The organism is Xanthomonas euroxanthea (assembly GCF_903989455.1).
Classification (GTDB): domain Bacteria; phylum Pseudomonadota; class Gammaproteobacteria; order Xanthomonadales; family Xanthomonadaceae; genus Xanthomonas; species Xanthomonas euroxanthea.
The window spans coordinates 567,188-582,956 of sequence record NZ_LR861803.1 but is presented as its reverse complement, the minus strand read 5'-3'; the positions used below and the strand labels follow the sequence as shown (position 1 = coordinate 582,956).

Here is a 15,769-nt window from a genome sequence, read left to right as displayed (position 1 = left end):
AAGGCCCGACGGCAGAAAGAGCCAGGATGCAGTGAGCCGAAGCCACCCATCAACGCGCCGCCTGCCGGCAGCGCTGCAGCCCGGTCAGCGGCCCTCAGTCGTCCAGCTTGGTCAGCAGGTAGTTCGGCTCGCCGATGCGCGCCACCAGATCCAGCTGCGTTTCCAGCCAGTCGATGTGCTCTTCTTCCGAATCCAGGATGTCCACCAGCAGCTGGCGGCTCACGTAGTCGTTGACGGTCTCCGCATAGGCCACGGCCTCGCGCAGCACGGCAACCGCCTCGCGCTCCAGCGCCAGGTCGCAGCGGAACATCTCGGTGGGGTTCTCGCCGATGCGCAGCTTGCCCAGCGCCTGGAAATTGGGAAGCCCTTCGAGAAACAGGATGCGGTCGGACAGCTTGTCCGCATGCTTCATCTCGTCGATGGATTCCTTGTACTCATGCTCGGCCAGTTCCTTCAGGCCCCAGTTCTTCAGCATCTTGGCGTGCAGGAAGTACTGGTTGATCGCAGTGAGTTCGTTGTAGAGCACCTTGTTGAGGTACTCGATGACCTTGGTATCGCCCTTCATGCGATGTCTCCGAGACAGTGAGCCGGCCGCACTGTAGCGCGTTGCCGCGGCGCATGAAGGAACGCGAATCGTGATCAGTTGCGGGACGCTTGCTCGCTCCCGGCTGGATCGTCATACGGTCTATGTGGGAGCGGAGCTCCCGTCAATCTGCGTCGAGCAGTCACTGCGGACTGTGGAGGGAACCAGCGGTTCACTGACCGATGACCGCAACGGTTCCGGAGCGAGCGCATTGCCGGAGGCCAGCAAGGCGATCTGTCGACGTCATTGGCGCGGGTGGCACTAGGAAGGCGTCAATGTGCCCACCAGCCCCGGCAACTTGTCATCGCCGACGCGCGGACGCGCCGGAGGAATGCTCAGGCAGCGCTGGCAAGCCCCAGCATTGGCAACGGCAGCGCGCGGCTCGCATGGGCCTGGCTCAACACATCGCCTGCCATCTCCAGGCACGACCCACAGTTTGAACCACAGCCGGTGCGCATGGTCAGCTCGGCCAGGCTGGCGCAGCCATTCTCGGCCGCTTCGCGGATCTGGTGGTCGGTGACCCCATTACAGATGCAGACGTACACGGTATCGGTCGGGTGCTGGCGATCCGGAGAGGACCGGCACTGATTCCACCGCAAACGAGAATAGGGTGTCAATTCCAAACGTTAATCATTATTAATCCGGACCGCACGAGGCCCGCCCCGCTTGCGTGGACGCTTGCGCGGGCTGTCGTGCCCGGCCGCGCTGCTGCCCGGCAACCAGGCCTCCAGCGCACGCTCGGGCATCACCCCGACCGCCGCCGAGCCGGCGATGGTCTGCGCCAGTGGAGCCAGATGACGCAGCGCGCGCGCATAGACCCCGCGCTTGAACATCACCACATGCTCGACCGGGTACCAGAAATCCACCCAGCGCCAGTGATCGAACTCGGGCGTGTCGGTGTGGTCGAGCTTGAGATGGGATTCGTGGCCGGTGAACTGCAGCAGGAACCACACCTGCTTCTGGCCGATGCAGACCTGGCGCTCATTGCGCCGTACTGCCCGGCTCGGCAGGCGATAGCGCAGCCACCCAGGGGTGGCACCGAGCAATTCGACATGCTCGGGCAACAACCCGGTTTCTTCGCGCAACTCGCGGTACATGGCTTCCACGGGTGTCTCGTCGGTATTCATGCCACCTTGCGGGAACTGCCAGCCGTCCCTGCGCACACGTCGTGCCCAGAACACCTGACCATCCTCTCGCATCAGCACGATGCCGACGTTTGGCCGGAAACCGTCCGGATCGATCACGATGCGGACTCCTGAAAATCTACTGTCACCGACTCTGCCACGGCGACGGCCGGCTCACAAGCTGAAAACGAAATGCTTGACAACACGCGAGCGCTTGGTAAGAATTGCCGGCTCCCTAGGCTATGTAGCTCAGCCGGTTAGAGCACAGCACTCATAATGCTGGGGTCGGTGGTTCGAGTCCACCCATAGCCACCAAGGTGTTCATGCGCTCACAGGCATGCAATAATCTTGGCCCAACACGTTTTATTGCCCCGTCGCCAAGCGGTAAGGCACCTGACTCTGACTCAGGCATCGGTGGTTCGAATCCATCCGGGGCAGCCAAACACAGAAGGTCCGATCTGACGATCGGGCCTTTTTTGTTGCCCGATGATCCGACCCGGCAGCCACCGGGAATGGTCCGCACCAACCACTGCCGCACCAAGGGCGCACAGGGATCGGCCGCAGGTGCCCCACCCTGCCGGAATGGGCGTGCTGCGTCGGCCAGGCAGACAGGCAGACAGGCGCCACTGCCGGAACCTGGCCACCCCGCATGGCATCACCCCGGGCGGCCGTGCACAGACGCAGCGGCCGCCGCCAGGTTGTTGGCACGAAAAGAGGGCCATGCCGCCCCTGCGAAGCTGCCAGACCCGGCCCCGGAAAGACCTGCCCTGCGACCCAGCACGCCCAGGCCACTAGCGCAGAGTCACGATGCGCACCCCCGAAACGACAAAAGCCCGGCATGGCCGGGCTTTTGTCGTGGGCGCCCCGGCGAACCGGGACGCAGCAAACGCGATGGATCAGCGCTTGGAGAACTGGGTTGCGCGACGGGCCTTGTGCAGACCGACCTTCTTACGCTCGACTTCGCGGGCGTCACGGGTCATGAAGCCAGCCTTGCGCAGCTCGGACTTCAGGGTTTCGTCGTACTCGACCAGTGCACGGGCGATGCCCAGACGGATCGCACCGGCCTGACCGGTGGTGCCGCCGCCGGAGGCGGTGACCAGGATGTCGAAGCTTTCGGTGTTCTTGGTGAGTTCCAGCGGCTGACGCACGATCATGCGTGCAGTCTCACGGCCAAAGAACTCGTCCAGCGGACGGTCGTTGACGGTGATGTTGCCGGTACCCTTGCGCAGGAACACGCGAGCGGTGGAGGACTTGCGGCGGCCAGTGCCGTAGTTTTGCGTGATAGCCATGATTAGATATCCAGAACTTGCGGCTGCTGGGCGGCGTGCGGATGCTCGGCACCCGAATAGACCTTGAGCTTGCGGTACATGGTGCGGCCCAGGGGGCCCTTCGGCAGCATGCCCTTGACGGCGATTTCGATCACGCGCTCCGGGTGGCGCTCCAGCGCCTGCTCCAGGCTCTCGGTCTTCAGGTTACCGATGTAGCCGGTGAAGCGGTGATACTTCTTGTCTTTCAGCTTGTTGCCCGTGACCACGATCTTCTCGGCATTGATCACCACGAGGTAATCGCCGGTATCGACGTGCGGGGTATAAACCGGCTTGTGCTTGCCGCGCAGGCGGCGGGCCAGTTCGGTGGACAGACGGCCGAGCGTCTTGCCGGCGGCGTCAACGAGATACCAGTCGCGCTGGACGGTCTCGGACTTGGCGGTGAACGTAGTCATGAGAAAACTCTTGAGTGGTCGGGCGGATTGCAGCGGCAATGGCCGCTGGAACTTTGCCACGCGTTGTGAAGGCGAAACAGAAGAGGCGGGATTGTACGGGACGATACAAGGCCACGCAAGTCGCCGGCTGGCTGGAGCTCAGGCGGTTGGCAGCGGCTCGGTCGGGGGCCAGAATCGACGCATGACCCAGACCTCCTCTTTCCGACTGCATGGCCCGCTCGACCGGCTGCTGGTCGAAGCCCAGCGCGCGCTGGACACGGTATTCGGCAATCCGCCCGCCGAGCGGCCCAACCCGGCCGCCGACACCCCTGACGTGGCGCTGGAACCGGACCAGCGTCGCCACGCCGCCGGCTTGATGCGGATCAACCACGTCGGCGAGGTCTGCGCGCAAGGCCTGTATTTCGGCCAGGCCGCCGTCGCCCGCGACGCCCACACCCAGCAGCACCTGCTGGAGGCGGCGCAGGAAGAAACCGACCATCTGGCCTGGTGTGCCGACCGCCTGCACGAGCTGGACAGCCGCCCCAGCCTGTTCAACCCGCTCTGGTACGCCGGCAGCTACGCGCTCGGCGCCCTGGCCGGCTTGCGCGGCGACGACTGGAGCCTGGGCTTCGTGGTCGAGACCGAGCGCCAGGTCGAAGCCCATCTGGACGAACACCTGGAAACCCTGCCGGAGGTCGACCAGCGCAGCCGCGCGATCCTGCGCGTGATGAAGATCGACGAGGCACGCCACGCCGACCAGGCCGAACAGGCCGGCGCCCGCCCCCTCCCGCCACCGATCCCCAGCGCCATGGCCCTGGCCTCCAGACTCATGAAAGCCGTGGCGTACCGGCTGTAGCCGGCGGGATTAGGGATTGGGGATTGGCGGCTGGTGGCGCCCAGCAGACCAACTGGAGCAGAGCCCCCTTTGTTAAGGGGGCGCGCCGAAGGCGCGGGGATAGGATGCTACGGAGTGGGGCCCGAGGTTTGCGTAGCAAACCTTGGGGGCAGGCCCACGCAGTGGGACTGACTACGCGTGGGGCCCGAGGTTTGCGTAGCAAACCTTGGGGGGGCAGACCCACGCAGTGGGACTGACCACCGGGGCTGACCACGCCTACCCCACCAACTTCAATCCGATCACCCCGGCCACGATCAGGCCGATGCAGGCCAGACGCGACCATGAGGCGCTGTCGCCGAACAGCGCGATGCCGGCGATGGTCACGCCCAGCGCGCCGATCCCGGTCCAGATCGCATAACCGGTGCCTACCGGGATGGTCTTCAGCGCCTGGGTCAGAAACCACAGGCTGATGCCTGCCAGACCGATGGTCAGCACCGTCGGCCACAAGCGCGTGAAGCCGTCGCTGTACTTCAGGCCCATGGCAAAGCCGATTTCGAACAGGCCGGCCAGCAGCAGGTAGATCCAGGGCATCGCAGTACTCCTCAGTTGAAAAACGCACAAAAAAAAAGCGACCCAGTGTTTGCACACTGGGCCGCCGTCGGCTGTGGAACGCGAGGTCATCGCGTGGCGGGCCGTCCCGCCTTGGTTCTTTCGCGCGCCTGCAGGCAGCCGCGCACCAGCTCGCTCGCTGCGCTTACTCGCTCAGGTTGCGCCCGTGGAACAGTTCTTCGATCTCGCGCTTGAGCAGCGTTTCGATCTTCATGCGCTCCTTGAACGAGAGGTTCTTGGCGCGTTCCTCGAACAGGTACTGGTCCAGGTCGAAGTCCTTCAGGTGCATCTTGGTGTGGAAGATGTTTTCCTGATAGACGTTCACGTCGAACATCTCGTAGCGCGACTTCACGTTCTTGGCAAGGAAGTGCTGGATCGAGTTGATCTTGTGATCGATGTAATGCTTCTTGCCCTTCACATCGCGGGTGAAGCCACGGACGCGGTAGTCCATGATCACGATGTCCGATTCCAGACTCTCGATCAGGTAGTTCAGCGCCTTCAGCGGCGAGATCACGCCACAGGTGGCCACGTCGATATCGGCACGGAACGTGGCGATACCCTCCTGCGGATGCGTCTCGGGGTATGTATGGACAGTGATATGACTCTTGTCCATATGAGCGACCACCGCATCGGAGATCAGCTCCTTGCCGGCCTGCTTCTTGTCGATGACGGGCTCTTCCGAGATCAGGATCGTGACCGATGCGCCCTGCGGATCGTAGTCCTGACGTGCGATATTGAGGATGTTGGCGCCAATGATCTCGGCAACATCGGTCAGGATCTGCGTCAGACGATCGGCGTCGTACTGCTCATCGATATATTCGATGTAGCGCTGACGCTCCTCTTCGGTACGCGCATAACAGACGTCGTAGATGTTGAAGCTCAACGCCTTGGTGAGGTTGTTGAACCCCTGTAGCCTCAGGCGAGGCAACGGCTTGACCACGTCGGTCTGTCCTTATGGAAGGCGGGAAAGGAAACAATTATGAGCCAAAGATCCCAGCAACGAAATGCCGACGTTAAGAATGGTTTACCTTGCATGACTCATGCCGTTAAGCTTCAGGAATTACACGCGGAACTACCATGAGCCCAGGAAACACGACGGTTGTGACTACGACGGTACGTAACGCTACCCCTTCTCTGGCGCTGGACGCGGGCACGATCGAGCGTTTCCTGGCGCACAGCCATCGCAGACGCTATCCGACCCGGACCGATGTGTTCCGGCCAGGAGACCCGGCTGGCACGCTCTACTATGTGATCAGTGGCTCGGTAAGCATCATTGCCGAGGAAGATGACGATCGTGAGTTGGTGCTGGGCTACTTCGGTAGCGGCGAGTTCGTCGGCGAGATGGGGTTGTTCATCGAATCCGATACCCGCGAGGTGATCTTGCGCACCCGCACCCAGTGCGAGCTGGCCGAGATCAGCTACGAGCGGCTGCAGCAGCTGTTCCAGACCAGTCTGTCGCCGGATGCGCCGCGCATCCTGTATGCGATTGGCGTCCAGCTGTCCAAGCGGTTGCTCGACACCACAAGGAAAGCCAGCCGCCTGGCGTTCCTGGACGTGACCGACCGCATCGTGCGCACCCTGCACGACCTGTCCAAGGAGCCGGAAGCGATGAGTCATCCGCAGGGCACCCAGCTGCGCGTGTCGCGGCAGGAACTGGCACGGCTGGTGGGCTGTTCGCGTGAAATGGCCGGGCGCGTGCTCAAGAAACTGCAGGCCGACGGCCTGTTGCATGCACGCGGCAAGACCGTCGTGCTCTACGGCACCCGCTAAGCGGTAGCGGTTGGTGCAGCCCTGCACCAACCGCAGCTCGAACCGCATGTCGCACGGCATGCGGGCTGATGTGGCCGGGTGCGCTCGGTCACCGACTGCCGGCCGTGTGCCGTGCATCGCCGACTGCTTGCCCGCCGACTCGATGGGCAAGGCCTGACCTCGTCGCAGCCGTGACCTGGCCGGAGCCGCTTACGGTACGCTTTCGGCACCAGGCGCTACAGCGCCTTGCCACCGCGATCGCGACATCCCCAGTTGAGGATCGGCGTGCCCGCCGGCAGCACCTGCCGGAACAGCGCTTCGCGATTGGCCTTCGGATTGACTACCACCGGCGCGCGCGCCGCCTTCAGCAGCGGCAGATCCGCGGTGCTGTCCGAGTAGGCAATGGCGATGTCGGCGTAGCCGCGCTCGCGCAGCATGCGCATCTTCTCTTCATTGTGGCAGTGGCGTCGCGCGGTGACCGCGCCCAGGCGTGGACCGACCAGGCTGCCGATCACCGGCACGTCCTGATGCGCGACAAAGCCAAGAATCGCGCGGGCAAGTTCCGGCGGCGCGCCGGTGGCCACCACCACACGGTCGCCGGCGGCGCGGTGGTCGGTGAACACCTTCAAGGCGTGCGGCAACAAGCGCTGCCGGATCTGCGCTTCATGCTTGAGCACGTACGCATCGATGAAGCGATTGAACTCGCGCGCGCGGTGCAGGCCGAAGGTGGCGATCCACACATAACCGGACACGCCGCGGCGGCGGGTCGGCAGCATCGCCACCATCGGGCCGAGGATCGGCGAGGCCAACAGCGCCACCAGCAGACGCAACGGGTTGCGCTTGATCAGCCAGGCGAACAGGTGGCTGCCGGAGTCACCGTCATACAGCGTGTGGTCGAAATCGAAGACCACCAGCGGTGCGTCGTCGCGCGGTACGGGATACGCCTCAGTCATGCGCGAAGAATAGCTGACGCAGCGACTCGCCGGGTTCGGGCGCGCGCATGAAGGTCTCGCCGACCAGAAACGCGTTCACGCCGTGGCCGCGCATCAACTGCACATCGGCCGGCGTCACGATGCCGCTTTCGGTCACCAGGATGCGGTCACGCGGCACGGCGGCGCGCATGTCCAGGGTGGTCTGCAGCGTCACTTCGAAGGTGCGCAGATTGCGGTTGTTGATGCCCACCAGCGGCACCGGCACCTGCACCGCGCGCTCGAGCTCGTCGATGTCATGCACTTCCACCAGCACGTCCAGGCCCAGCTGCATGGCCAGGCCGGAGAGCTCGGCCAGCTGCGCGTCCTCCAGTGCCGAGACGATCAGCAGGATGCAATCGGCGCCGAGCACGCGCGCTTCGTAGACCTGGTAGGGGTCGACGGTGAAATCCTTGCGCAGCACCGGCAGCGTGCAGGCCTCGCGCGCCTGGCGCAGATAGGCATCGGCGCCCTGGAAGAAGTCCACATCGGTCAGCACCGACAGGCAGCTGGCGCCGCCAAATTCGTAGCTCACCGCAATGTCGGCCGGGTGGAAGTCGGGGCGGATCACGCCCTTGGAGGGGCTGGCCTTCTTCACTTCGGCGATCACTGCCGGCTCGCCGGCGGCGATGCTGGCCTGCATGGCGGCGGCAAACCCACGCGTGAGCGGCAGGTCGGCGCTGCGCGCGATCAGCTCGGCCAGCGGCACGCGCGCACTGCGCTCGGCGATTTCTTCGGCCTTGCGGGCAAGGATGGTGTTGAGGATGTCGCTCATCGTATCGGGTCCTGGCGGGCGGGCATTATCGGTCAAGACGGCCGCAACTGGCCGCGGCCACGCGCCGGCGCGCAGCATGCCAGCGGTGGCATGAGGGTGCCGACGCGTGCCTGCCGGTGCAGTGGCGGGGGTCAGCGCTGCGCGGCAGTCTGCCGGGTGAAGGCAACATAGGCATCCAGTCTTGCACGCGCCGAGCCATCGGCCAGGACCGCACGCGCACGCACGACGCCGTCGGCGATGCTGTCGGACACCCCTGCCACGTAAAGGGCCGCACCGGCATTGAGGGCGACGATGTCCAGCGCCGGGCCGGGCACGTTGTCCAGCACCTGCAGCAGCATCGTGCGCGACTGCGCGGCATCGGCCACCTTGAGGTTGCGGCTGGCCGACATGGCGATGCCGAAATCCTCCGGATGCACCTCGTACTCGCGCACCTGGCCATCGCGCAGCTCGCCGACCAGGGTGCCGGCACCGAGCGAGAGTTCGTCCATGCCATCGCGTCCCCACACCACCAGCGCGCGCTCGGCACCGAGTTCCTGCAGTACGCGCGCCTGGATGCCGACCAGATCCGGATGGAACACGCCCATCAGGATGTTCGGCGAGCCGGCCGGGTTGGTCAGCGGGCCGAGGATGTTGAAGATGGTGCGCACGCCCATTTCGCGGCGCACCGGCGCCACCACCTTCATGGCCGGATGATGCACCGGCGCATACATGAAGCCGATACCGGTCTGCGCCAGCGAGGCGGCGACCTGCTCGGGCTGCAACTCGATCGCCGCGCCCAGTGCCTCCAGCGCGTCGGCACTGCCGGACTTGGACGAGACGCTGCGGTTGCCGTGCTTGGCGACCTTGGCGCCGCCGGCGGCCGCCACGAACATCGCGCAGGTGGAGATGTTGAAGGTATGCGAACCATCGCCACCGGTGCCGACGATGTCGACCATGTGCCGGCGGTCGCCCACTTCCACGCGGCGCGAGAACTCGCGCATCACCGTGGCTGCGCCGGCGATCTCGCCGATGGTTTCCTTCTTGACCCGCAAACCGGTGAGGATGGCCGCGACCATCATGTCCGAGACCTCGCCACGCATGATCTGGCGCATCAGCTCGACCATTTCGTCGTGGAAGATTTCGCGGTGTTCGATGGTGCGCTGCAGGGCTTCTTGCGGGGTGATGGGCATGGACAAGGACCGTGGCAAAACGTGGGAAAGATATGCGGCAGTGAGCGTGATCGATCAATCCTGGCGATGCAGTCGCGCCTGGCGGCAACGCCACGCAGCACTGCGATGCGCAGCGCTCATTGGCCCGGACGCCGCATGCGGAAGCGCGCCTGCGCCTGCACTTCGAAATAATCGGCGGCGCCGCCCGCACGCAGAATCGTCTGTACGGCAGCAGGATCGTAGATACCGTCCTGCAGCGCCGCGTGCGCCAGATGCACACCGACCACCTCGCCCAGGACCAGCCAGGTTTCGATGGCCTGCCCGCTTGCGCTCTGCAGCGGCAGCAGCTGGCTGAGCCGGCATTCGAAACTGACCGGGCTGGCCGCCACGCGCGGGGCAGCGATCAGCCGCGACGGCGCCATTTCCAGGTCGGCCAATGCGAACTCGTCGACCTCCGCCGGCACTATCGCGGCGCTGGCATTCATCGCCTCGGCCAAGGGGCGCGTGGCCAGGTTCCAGGTGAATTCGCCGGTGGCTTCGATGTTGCGCAGGCTGTCCTTGCGGCCGATGCTGGCAAAGCCGACGATCGGCGGCACGTAGTTGAACGCGTTGAAGAAGCTGTAAGGCGCCAGGTTGGCGATGCCCCCGGCGCTGCGCGAGCCGATCCAGCCGATCGGTCGCGGACCGACGATGGCATTGAACGGATCGTGCGGCAGCCCGTGGCCCTGGCCTGGTTCGTAGAAGTGGAAACTGTCGCTGGCGGTGCTCATCGGGATCCGGATGCAGGTGTGGACGAAGCGAGGCGGGAAACCCGCTGCACGCTGGCGGCGCGCAGCCGATTGCGGGCAGTGCGCGCATGGGTCGCCGATGCATCGATGGTGCCGAAGACTGCATCACGACTGACGCAGGTTGCAGCGGCCCTTGCGACGCACGCGGTACGCATTGCGATCAACGCTGCAGGAAGTTCTTCAGCAGGGCGTGACCATGCTGGGTCAGGATCGACTCGGGATGGAACTGCACGCCTTCGACCGGGAACTGGCGATGACGCAGGCCCATGATCTCTTCGATCGAGCCATCCGGATGCTCGGTCCAGGCAGTGACTTCCAGCGCGTCGGGCAAGGTGGCCTTGTCCACCACCAGCGAGTGGTAGCGGGTGGCCTCGTAGCTGTCCGGCAGGCCGGCGAACACGCCCTTGCCCTGGTGACGGATCGGCGAGGTCTTGCCATGCATGATGTTGTCGGCGCGGATCACATCGCCGCCGTAGACCTGACCGATGCTTTGATGCCCAAGACACACGCCCAGGATCGGCGTGGTCTGACCCAGCTGTTCGATCAGCTGCAGCGAGATGCCGGCCTCGTTCGGGGTGCACGGGCCGGGCGAGATCACGATGCGCTCGGGCCTGAGCGCGGCGATCTGATCCACGCTCATCGCGTCGTTGCGCACCACCGTGACCTCGGCGCCCAGCGCCTGCAGGTACTGCACGAGGTTGTAGGTGAAGCTGTCGTAGTTATCGAGCATCAGCAACATAGTTGGCCTATCTATCTGTTTTTAAAAGGGCCATGTGCCCGATGAGACTGCTGATACCCGCTCCGATACCCGCTTGTTTGGTTGATGCACCAGGTGCCGGGGTCGACAGGGACCACGCATGGCATATCTTCGCACGGGCTTGCCCTCGGCTTCCCGAACGGATCATTCCGCACATCGGCCTGGGGCTGGCGAGTCCGGTGCACAGTGGCCCCGGTGGCGCCCCGGCGCTGCAACGACGTCACCGTCAACATGGGCGGTGCCAGGCAAGGTTGGACGCGGCAGATTCCCTATCGGCTGATGATCCGCTCAGCCGGGCATTGGACGCGCGCCTGCGTCCCGGTCGATATCCGTCCACCAGCCTGCCGCCATTCGCCAGGGCGCACAAGAAGCATGAAAGCGATCTTGAGGGTTGCGCAGAGCTTACAGATGAGCCTCGGCAGGCCCGGAGCGCGCAGCAGATGCCGATGCGCCCAGGCTCGGGCAGGCTGGCGAAATGCGTGGTGTGCGGCTGCTCCGCTGCGCCACCAGATGCTGCGCAGCATGCTGAACATGGGCCACCGGCGCGGCCCCAGCAGATCGCTCACGCTTATCGCCGATGCGTGCGAATCCAATTGGTGCGCAGTCACCCCAGCAGGCTCGATGCGTGCGGAGGCCATGGTGCGTATCCAGGTCCAGTGGCCGCCGGTGGATGCGGATGACCTGCACAGCCCGAGAGCACCGGGCCGGCGCGGGCGCGTCCGTCGCTACCTAGCGCCATGCAGTAATCCCGCCATGGCGCTGGGCACCTGCGGTCAGGCCAAAGGCTCGAACGTTGGCCCCTGGCTGCTCTCGCTCGCGGTCAGGATGGTGCGACAGAACGAATTGACGGTCAGGTGTTCCTTCAGTTGCACCGAACGCCCGTCCGGTAGCCGGATCTGGCCGGTCATCGTCGACAGCAGATAACAATAGATGCGCGTGCCGCTGGCAACCGGCCAGTGGCTGTATGCGCGGCCGTGCGCGGCGATGTGCACGTCGACCACCGTGTCACCGTTGGTCATCTTCAGCCGCCATTTGACGGGCAGGTTGATGCCGGTGCGCGGGTCCTCCCATTTTTCCAGAACCTCGAACTCGATGTCTCCCTCACCGCTGGCGGCGTTGATGTTGACCTGCTTGTTGTCACCGTACTTGACGAAGCCCAGCTGCATTCCGTCCCGGGGCTGGAAGAAGTTGATCTTGACGTCATCCTGGATCGTGTACAGCCACCACATCCAGTTGGGCGCAGGTAGGTTCTTGATCGGATCGTTCGACTGACCGGTGATGATGTGCTCACGCACGCCATAGCCGTCGCTGAGTTCGAGCTGGTACGCCGGGGTTTCGATGGTGCCCTCCACACCAACGAACACGTCGTAACCCGCGCGGTCGTTCTCGCTCGCCTTATCGAAGGGGCCCCAGTTCCAGAGCGGTGCGCCCTTCTGCGCATAGCGTAGGTCGAACTGCGCATCGCCTGCGTGGCCCTCCAGCCGCCATTGGGGCGGCTGGGCGACAAAGCGCAGGCCATCGAAATCCCAGGTCACCGCATCTTCGCTCCTGGTCACCTTGAACTTGTCTCCCTTGAGCCGTTCGCCTGGCGTCCAGCCCACGCGCACGAAATCGTTGTCGGACATCGACCCGCGCTGGGACTTGGGGACCACGATCAACTGGATTTCACGCTCGGCAGAGGCGCCTTCGCCCCATAGGCCCTTGCCGTTGCCGAACAGCGCATAGCCGGCGGCCCAGAGCAGTACGTCGTACTCGCCGGCCTCGGCGACCACTCCCAGTGCAGTCTCTTCCCAGATGTCCGTTTGGCTGGACGGAAGCGCCAGCGCCTCGAAGTGGGTCGCCTCATCTGCGAGCGTGACCGGCGCCTCCGAGTGCTTGATCGCGTTGTATTTGGCGCTGTAGTCGTCGTTCATGAATAGCGTTCTCCATGTTCCAGTCGATGGTGGATTGCCCAGGCGCGTGGCGAAGGCCTGCAGCCGAGCCGCAATGCCTGCCTCAAAAAACTATACCACGCAGTTTCGTTTTTTCAGCTGGCGCGAAACCGGCACAATGGGAAGCCCCTTCGTTCAGTCCGTCCATGTCCAATTCCCATCTTCGCCCCGACAAGCTCATCCCACCGCGCGCCAGTCAAGGTGGCCGCCCCACACGCGACGTGGCGGCCAAGATGAACGGACACATTCTGGAGGTCGCACTGGCACAGTTAGTCGAGCATGGAGAGGAGCACGTGACCATGGACGGCATAGCGCTTGCTGCCCAGGCCTCCAAACGGACGCTGTACGCCCGCTTCGGATCGCGCGACGCTCTCGTGGTAGCGGCGATCGAGCACGGTGCGGCACGCTTGCTGCAGCCGATTGCCTTGTCGGTTCCAGATGGACTGTTGAAGGACCGGCTGCTGTATGTGGCGCAGCGCATGCTCGATGCCTCACTCAGCGCCGAGGTCGTGGCCATGGAAGCGCTGGTGGCAAGAATTTCCGAGCGCAGACCAGGGCTCCATTCGCAACTTGCTGCCTGGCTTCATCGCACCCCGGCGTTGCTGATCCAGTCGCTGCTGGAGCAGGCGGCCTCCAAGGGCCAGCCCATCACCCCGCTTGCTGCGGAGATGGCGCCGTTCATCTACGACGCGCTGGTTGCTCACCCGAGACGCCTGGTCCTGATTGGGACGCTACCCAGCGCAAGGCCTGCTGCCATTCGCAAATACCTGGGAAAGGTGCTCGACATCATCCTGCATGGCGTCTTGGAAAGGCCTTCGCAACCAGATACCCGCGCCGTACGCGCAAGCGATGCGTGAGCAACCGGCAGCGCCGCAGGTCGTTTCTTCAACGGGGTTGACGATTCGGCGAAGACACAACTTTGCAGTCGGGAGCAAGCCGCCGCATCCCGGCTCATTCGCTTGCGGGATGCCCCAACGCTTCCAGCGTATGACGAAGGTTGTCCAAGCCCGCTTCGTCCAGCTGGCAAGCGGCTCTGATCTGGCCGTTAACGGCGCGGACCTTGGCTCCGATGGCATGGCTCGCATCAGTCAAGTCGACAAACACGCGGCGCTCGTCGGTCACATCGCGCGTGCGGGTCACCATGTCGGCAGCCTGCAGCCGCTTCAGCAGCGGGGTCATCGTTCCGGTATCCATTCCAAGACGCGTACACAACTCGCCCACGGTGCGCGGCGAGCTGTGCAGCAGCTCGAGAATCACCAGGTACTGAGGGAAGGTCAGCCCCAGCGGATCCAGGAACTGCTTGTGCAGCCGCATGACCCGGTTGGCTGCTCCATACAGGGCAAACGATAGTTGGGCACCTACCCCGTCGCTGTCACGCACTGGCGCATTCCTGATTTGGTAAACATGGCTTCAAGATGCCACGCTCAGACTGCCTGACAAAGCAACGTCCACGGAAATCCCACGCTTCAGTGGAGATCGAACCGGGGATGTGGAGAACCGTAATACTCGCGTAGCGATTTCGGGTTGAAGCCGGGAATATCCGACACGCCGTAACGCTTGCCCAATTCGGCTCCGATCAGCGTCTTGCCTGCCAGCTTGATCATCTCCGGATCGCCCCAGACGGCCGCAATGACACGCCCCTCATAGCGCGGACTTTCCATGCACATGCCCTCGAAGACCTCGATCTTGTCCGCCTTCTTTAAATGACATGTCCGCTTCTGTAGCGCCCTGCAACTTCGGATAGCTTGATCGCTCGACATAAGCAATGACCGCCTTCTTATGGAGATCAAAACTGGCTGATGAACTTCCTGCTCCGAACCGCACGATGAGAGGGCACACGGCAAACTCAAGAAGAGGGCTACCGACAGCTTCATGGACGAAGACCCTGATAATGGACTGCTTGCTCACCCTTCGCAGAAGGTTGGATGGTTGATTGCCCAACTGCGACGTCGAAACGCTGCCTAAAGGCCGTCAGCCCCGCCTGAGGGATCATGGCTACGCGGAGCTGTGCTCGCCGCAGCCGCCTGCAAGCGACGGCAGACTCATTCGCTAACCCGCACTGGTTTCAGGCCACAAACCGTTCCACCCATCACAGACCGGCCGGCCGTGCGGTGGACAGCGCGCGCTATCGCAGTCGGCCGCAATCGCATCCGCCTTGCTCGGGCGATCTACCTGCATCCCAATAGAAAGCGCCAATGCCGGAACAAGTGTCACCAATGCCAGGCAGGGCGTTTCAGCCGCAAGAGCTGGCGAAAAAAGAGATGTCATCTCGTGACTCCAGAACACCAAAACATGCCACGCGGCCGAGAGGGCTAGTAACGCGCTGCGCCGATAAACGCCAGACTTGAACGTAAAAGACTTCCACAAAGCAAGCCGATCCTGCAAAGAAGAATGCTCACAATGTCTCTAAGGATTGCCTGGCAACAATGTACGCGCCAGGGTCAGCGCTTCATCCTTGGTGGCGACCATGAGCATGGGATAGCCCCAGAACTTCTCATACATCGACGCGAACACCCTGGAAGCTAGTCGCCTGGCGCTACTTTTCTCAACATAGATAGCCGCCTTGACATAGGCGCGGAGCTCATTCTTGTGACGCTTCATCCATAGCGACATCTGCTTCTTTTCTTCTGGTGAATGTGAATGTTCACCGCCATCAAGCCCATCCTCATTGATCAGAAGAAAGACTTCCTTGCGTGCGAGCAGCGCCTCAAATGCGACGAAAGGAGAGATCGCAGAACCTGCGTCTGACACACTTTTTCTCATCCATGTTATTGGAAACTGCGAAGCATCGATTTGCATGCAA

The 15,769-nt window shown here is 63.6% G+C and carries 20 protein-coding genes and 2 tRNA genes; 5 read left to right on the top strand and 17 right to left on the bottom strand.

All coding sequences use genetic code 11. From position 1 onward, the window contains the following. Positions 1-94: 94 nt before the first annotated feature. The 3 genes from bfr to H7A86_RS02470 form a co-directional block, all read right to left on the bottom strand. Entirely contained in the window at positions 95-565 is a 471-nt protein-coding gene (bfr, locus tag H7A86_RS02480) for a bacterioferritin (protein WP_119130404.1), read from the bottom strand. A gap of 353 nt (positions 566-918) precedes the next feature. Beyond that, positions 919-1,128 carry a (2Fe-2S)-binding protein gene (locus H7A86_RS02475; protein WP_024938191.1) on the bottom strand — a complete coding sequence of 70 codons (210 nt, stop codon included), beginning with the start codon at positions 1,126-1,128 and terminating at the stop codon, positions 919-921. Between the two features lie 81 nt (positions 1,129-1,209). Then, entirely contained in the window at positions 1,210-1,827 is a 618-nt protein-coding gene (locus H7A86_RS02470; RefSeq protein WP_024938192.1) for an RNA pyrophosphohydrolase, read from the bottom strand. Positions 1,828-1,945: 118 nt separating this feature from the next. Between H7A86_RS02470 and H7A86_RS02465 the strand changes: the two genes are divergently transcribed. Beyond that, positions 1,946-2,022 (top strand) — tRNA-Met (locus H7A86_RS02465). 52 nt (positions 2,023-2,074) lie between these two features. Further along, positions 2,075-2,148: transfer RNA gene (locus H7A86_RS02460), tRNA-Gln, on the top strand. Positions 2,149-2,603: 455 nt separating this feature from the next. Here H7A86_RS02460 and rpsI read toward each other — a convergent pair. Together rpsI and rplM are read right to left on the bottom strand one after the other, a co-directional pair. Beyond that, on the bottom strand, positions 2,604-2,996 hold the full coding sequence (rpsI, locus tag H7A86_RS02455; RefSeq protein ID WP_016902423.1) for a 30S ribosomal protein S9: 393 nt from the start codon (positions 2,994-2,996) through the stop codon (positions 2,604-2,606). Between the two features lie 2 nt (positions 2,997-2,998). After that, positions 2,999-3,427, bottom strand: a complete 429-nt coding sequence (gene rplM / locus H7A86_RS02450; RefSeq protein WP_016902424.1) for a 50S ribosomal protein L13 — start codon at positions 3,425-3,427, stop codon at positions 2,999-3,001. Between the two features lie 181 nt (positions 3,428-3,608). On the opposite strand from rplM, the gene coq7 reads away from it, so the two are divergent. After that, positions 3,609-4,262, top strand: coding sequence for a 2-polyprenyl-3-methyl-6-methoxy-1,4-benzoquinone monooxygenase (coq7, locus tag H7A86_RS02445; RefSeq protein ID WP_115675816.1), 654 nt, complete (start codon positions 3,609-3,611; stop codon positions 4,260-4,262). A gap of 255 nt (positions 4,263-4,517) precedes the next feature. On the opposite strand, the gene H7A86_RS02440 is transcribed toward coq7, so the two are convergent. Together H7A86_RS02440 and speD are read right to left on the bottom strand one after the other, a co-directional pair. Then, positions 4,518-4,832: a DMT family transporter gene (locus H7A86_RS02440; protein ID WP_003483069.1), complete on the bottom strand. Its 315-nt coding sequence runs from the start codon at positions 4,830-4,832 to the stop codon at positions 4,518-4,520. A 163-nt stretch (positions 4,833-4,995) separates the two neighbouring features. Continuing rightward, complete coding sequence (gene speD / locus H7A86_RS02435; RefSeq protein ID WP_005990692.1) at positions 4,996-5,790, bottom strand: adenosylmethionine decarboxylase; 795 nt, start codon at positions 5,788-5,790, stop codon at positions 4,996-4,998. Between the two features lie 137 nt (positions 5,791-5,927). On the opposite strand from speD, the gene crp reads away from it, so the two are divergent. Then, positions 5,928-6,620, top strand: coding sequence for a cAMP-activated global transcriptional regulator CRP (gene crp / locus H7A86_RS02430; protein WP_024938194.1), 693 nt, complete (start codon positions 5,928-5,930; stop codon positions 6,618-6,620). Positions 6,621-6,835: 215 nt separating this feature from the next. Here crp and H7A86_RS02425 read toward each other — a convergent pair whose 3' ends face one another. From H7A86_RS02425 to H7A86_RS02400, 6 genes are all read right to left on the bottom strand, one after another. After that, positions 6,836-7,552, bottom strand: a complete 717-nt coding sequence (locus H7A86_RS02425) for a haloacid dehalogenase-like hydrolase (protein WP_104583522.1) — start codon at positions 7,550-7,552, stop codon at positions 6,836-6,838. Beyond that, a complete protein-coding gene (gene trpC / locus H7A86_RS02420; protein WP_370659360.1) occupies positions 7,545-8,420 on the bottom strand; it encodes an indole-3-glycerol phosphate synthase TrpC in 876 nt (291 codons plus the stop codon). The genes H7A86_RS02425 and trpC overlap by 8 nt, the downstream gene beginning before the upstream one ends. Before the next feature lie 53 nt (positions 8,421-8,473). Next, entirely contained in the window at positions 8,474-9,511 is a 1,038-nt protein-coding gene (gene trpD / locus H7A86_RS02415) for an anthranilate phosphoribosyltransferase (protein WP_115675815.1), read from the bottom strand. Between the two features lie 116 nt (positions 9,512-9,627). Then, positions 9,628-10,260, bottom strand: coding sequence for a flavin reductase family protein (locus H7A86_RS02410; RefSeq protein WP_115675814.1), 633 nt, complete (start codon positions 10,258-10,260; stop codon positions 9,628-9,630). 178 nt (positions 10,261-10,438) lie between these two features. After that, positions 10,439-11,017, bottom strand: a complete 579-nt coding sequence (locus tag H7A86_RS02405; RefSeq protein ID WP_104583518.1) for an anthranilate synthase component II — start codon at positions 11,015-11,017, stop codon at positions 10,439-10,441. A gap of 791 nt (positions 11,018-11,808) precedes the next feature. Further along, positions 11,809-12,948, bottom strand: coding sequence for a lipocalin family protein (locus H7A86_RS02400; protein ID WP_119130402.1), 1,140 nt, complete (start codon positions 12,946-12,948; stop codon positions 11,809-11,811). A 164-nt stretch (positions 12,949-13,112) separates the two neighbouring features. Between H7A86_RS02400 and H7A86_RS02395 the strand changes: the two genes are divergently transcribed. Further along, on the top strand, positions 13,113-13,823 hold the full coding sequence (locus H7A86_RS02395; RefSeq protein ID WP_180708011.1) for a TetR/AcrR family transcriptional regulator: 711 nt from the start codon (positions 13,113-13,115) through the stop codon (positions 13,821-13,823). A 94-nt stretch (positions 13,824-13,917) separates the two neighbouring features. Here the strand turns inward: H7A86_RS02395 and H7A86_RS02390 are convergent, their stop codons facing one another. From H7A86_RS02390 to H7A86_RS02380, 4 genes are all read right to left on the bottom strand, one after another. Next, positions 13,918-14,346 carry a MarR family winged helix-turn-helix transcriptional regulator gene (locus H7A86_RS02390; protein WP_232099200.1) on the bottom strand — a complete coding sequence of 143 codons (429 nt, stop codon included), beginning with the start codon at positions 14,344-14,346 and terminating at the stop codon, positions 13,918-13,920. A gap of 86 nt (positions 14,347-14,432) precedes the next feature. Further along, entirely contained in the window at positions 14,433-14,627 is a 195-nt protein-coding gene (locus tag H7A86_RS02385; protein ID WP_180496869.1) for a hypothetical protein, read from the bottom strand. Continuing rightward, positions 14,608-14,874, bottom strand: coding sequence for a hypothetical protein (locus H7A86_RS20855; protein WP_232099198.1), 267 nt, complete (start codon positions 14,872-14,874; stop codon positions 14,608-14,610). The genes H7A86_RS02385 and H7A86_RS20855 overlap by 20 nt, the downstream gene beginning before the upstream one ends. A gap of 498 nt (positions 14,875-15,372) precedes the next feature. Continuing rightward, positions 15,373-15,765 (bottom strand): hypothetical protein, encoded by a 393-nt coding sequence (locus H7A86_RS02380; RefSeq protein ID WP_119129435.1) that lies wholly within the window; start codon positions 15,763-15,765, stop codon positions 15,373-15,375. Positions 15,766-15,769 lie beyond the last annotated feature (4 nt).

Coding starts and splice junctions, on each gene's coding strand:
- bfr (WP_119130404.1), bottom strand. CDS start 565: ATGAAGGGCGATACCAAGGTCATCGAGTACCTCAACAAGGTGCTCTAC.
- rpsI (WP_016902423.1), bottom strand. CDS start 2,996: ATGGCTATCACGCAAAACTACGGCACTGGCCGCCGCAAGTCCTCCACC.
- rplM (WP_016902424.1), bottom strand. CDS start 3,427: ATGACTACGTTCACCGCCAAGTCCGAGACCGTCCAGCGCGACTGGTAT.
- coq7 (WP_115675816.1), top strand. CDS start 3,609: ATGACCCAGACCTCCTCTTTCCGACTGCATGGCCCGCTCGACCGGCTG.
- H7A86_RS02440 (WP_003483069.1), bottom strand. CDS start 4,832: ATGCCCTGGATCTACCTGCTGCTGGCCGGCCTGTTCGAAATCGGCTTT.
- crp (WP_024938194.1), top strand. CDS start 5,928: ATGAGCCCAGGAAACACGACGGTTGTGACTACGACGGTACGTAACGCT.
- H7A86_RS02425 (WP_104583522.1), bottom strand. CDS start 7,552: ATGACTGAGGCGTATCCCGTACCGCGCGACGACGCACCGCTGGTGGTC.
- trpC (WP_370659360.1), bottom strand. CDS start 8,420: ATGCTGCGCGCCGGCGCGTGGCCGCGGCCAGTTGCGGCCGTCTTGACC.
- trpD (WP_115675815.1), bottom strand. CDS start 9,511: ATGCCCATCACCCCGCAAGAAGCCCTGCAGCGCACCATCGAACACCGC.
- H7A86_RS02410 (WP_115675814.1), bottom strand. CDS start 10,260: ATGAGCACCGCCAGCGACAGTTTCCACTTCTACGAACCAGGCCAGGGC.
- H7A86_RS02405 (WP_104583518.1), bottom strand. CDS start 11,017: ATGTTGCTGATGCTCGATAACTACGACAGCTTCACCTACAACCTCGTG.
- H7A86_RS02400 (WP_119130402.1), bottom strand. CDS start 12,948: ATGAACGACGACTACAGCGCCAAATACAACGCGATCAAGCACTCGGAG.
- H7A86_RS02395 (WP_180708011.1), top strand. CDS start 13,113: ATGTCCAATTCCCATCTTCGCCCCGACAAGCTCATCCCACCGCGCGCC.
- H7A86_RS02385 (WP_180496869.1), bottom strand. CDS start 14,627: ATGGAAAGTCCGCGCTATGAGGGGCGTGTCATTGCGGCCGTCTGGGGC.
- H7A86_RS02380 (WP_119129435.1), bottom strand. CDS start 15,765: ATGCAAATCGATGCTTCGCAGTTTCCAATAACATGGATGAGAAAAAGT.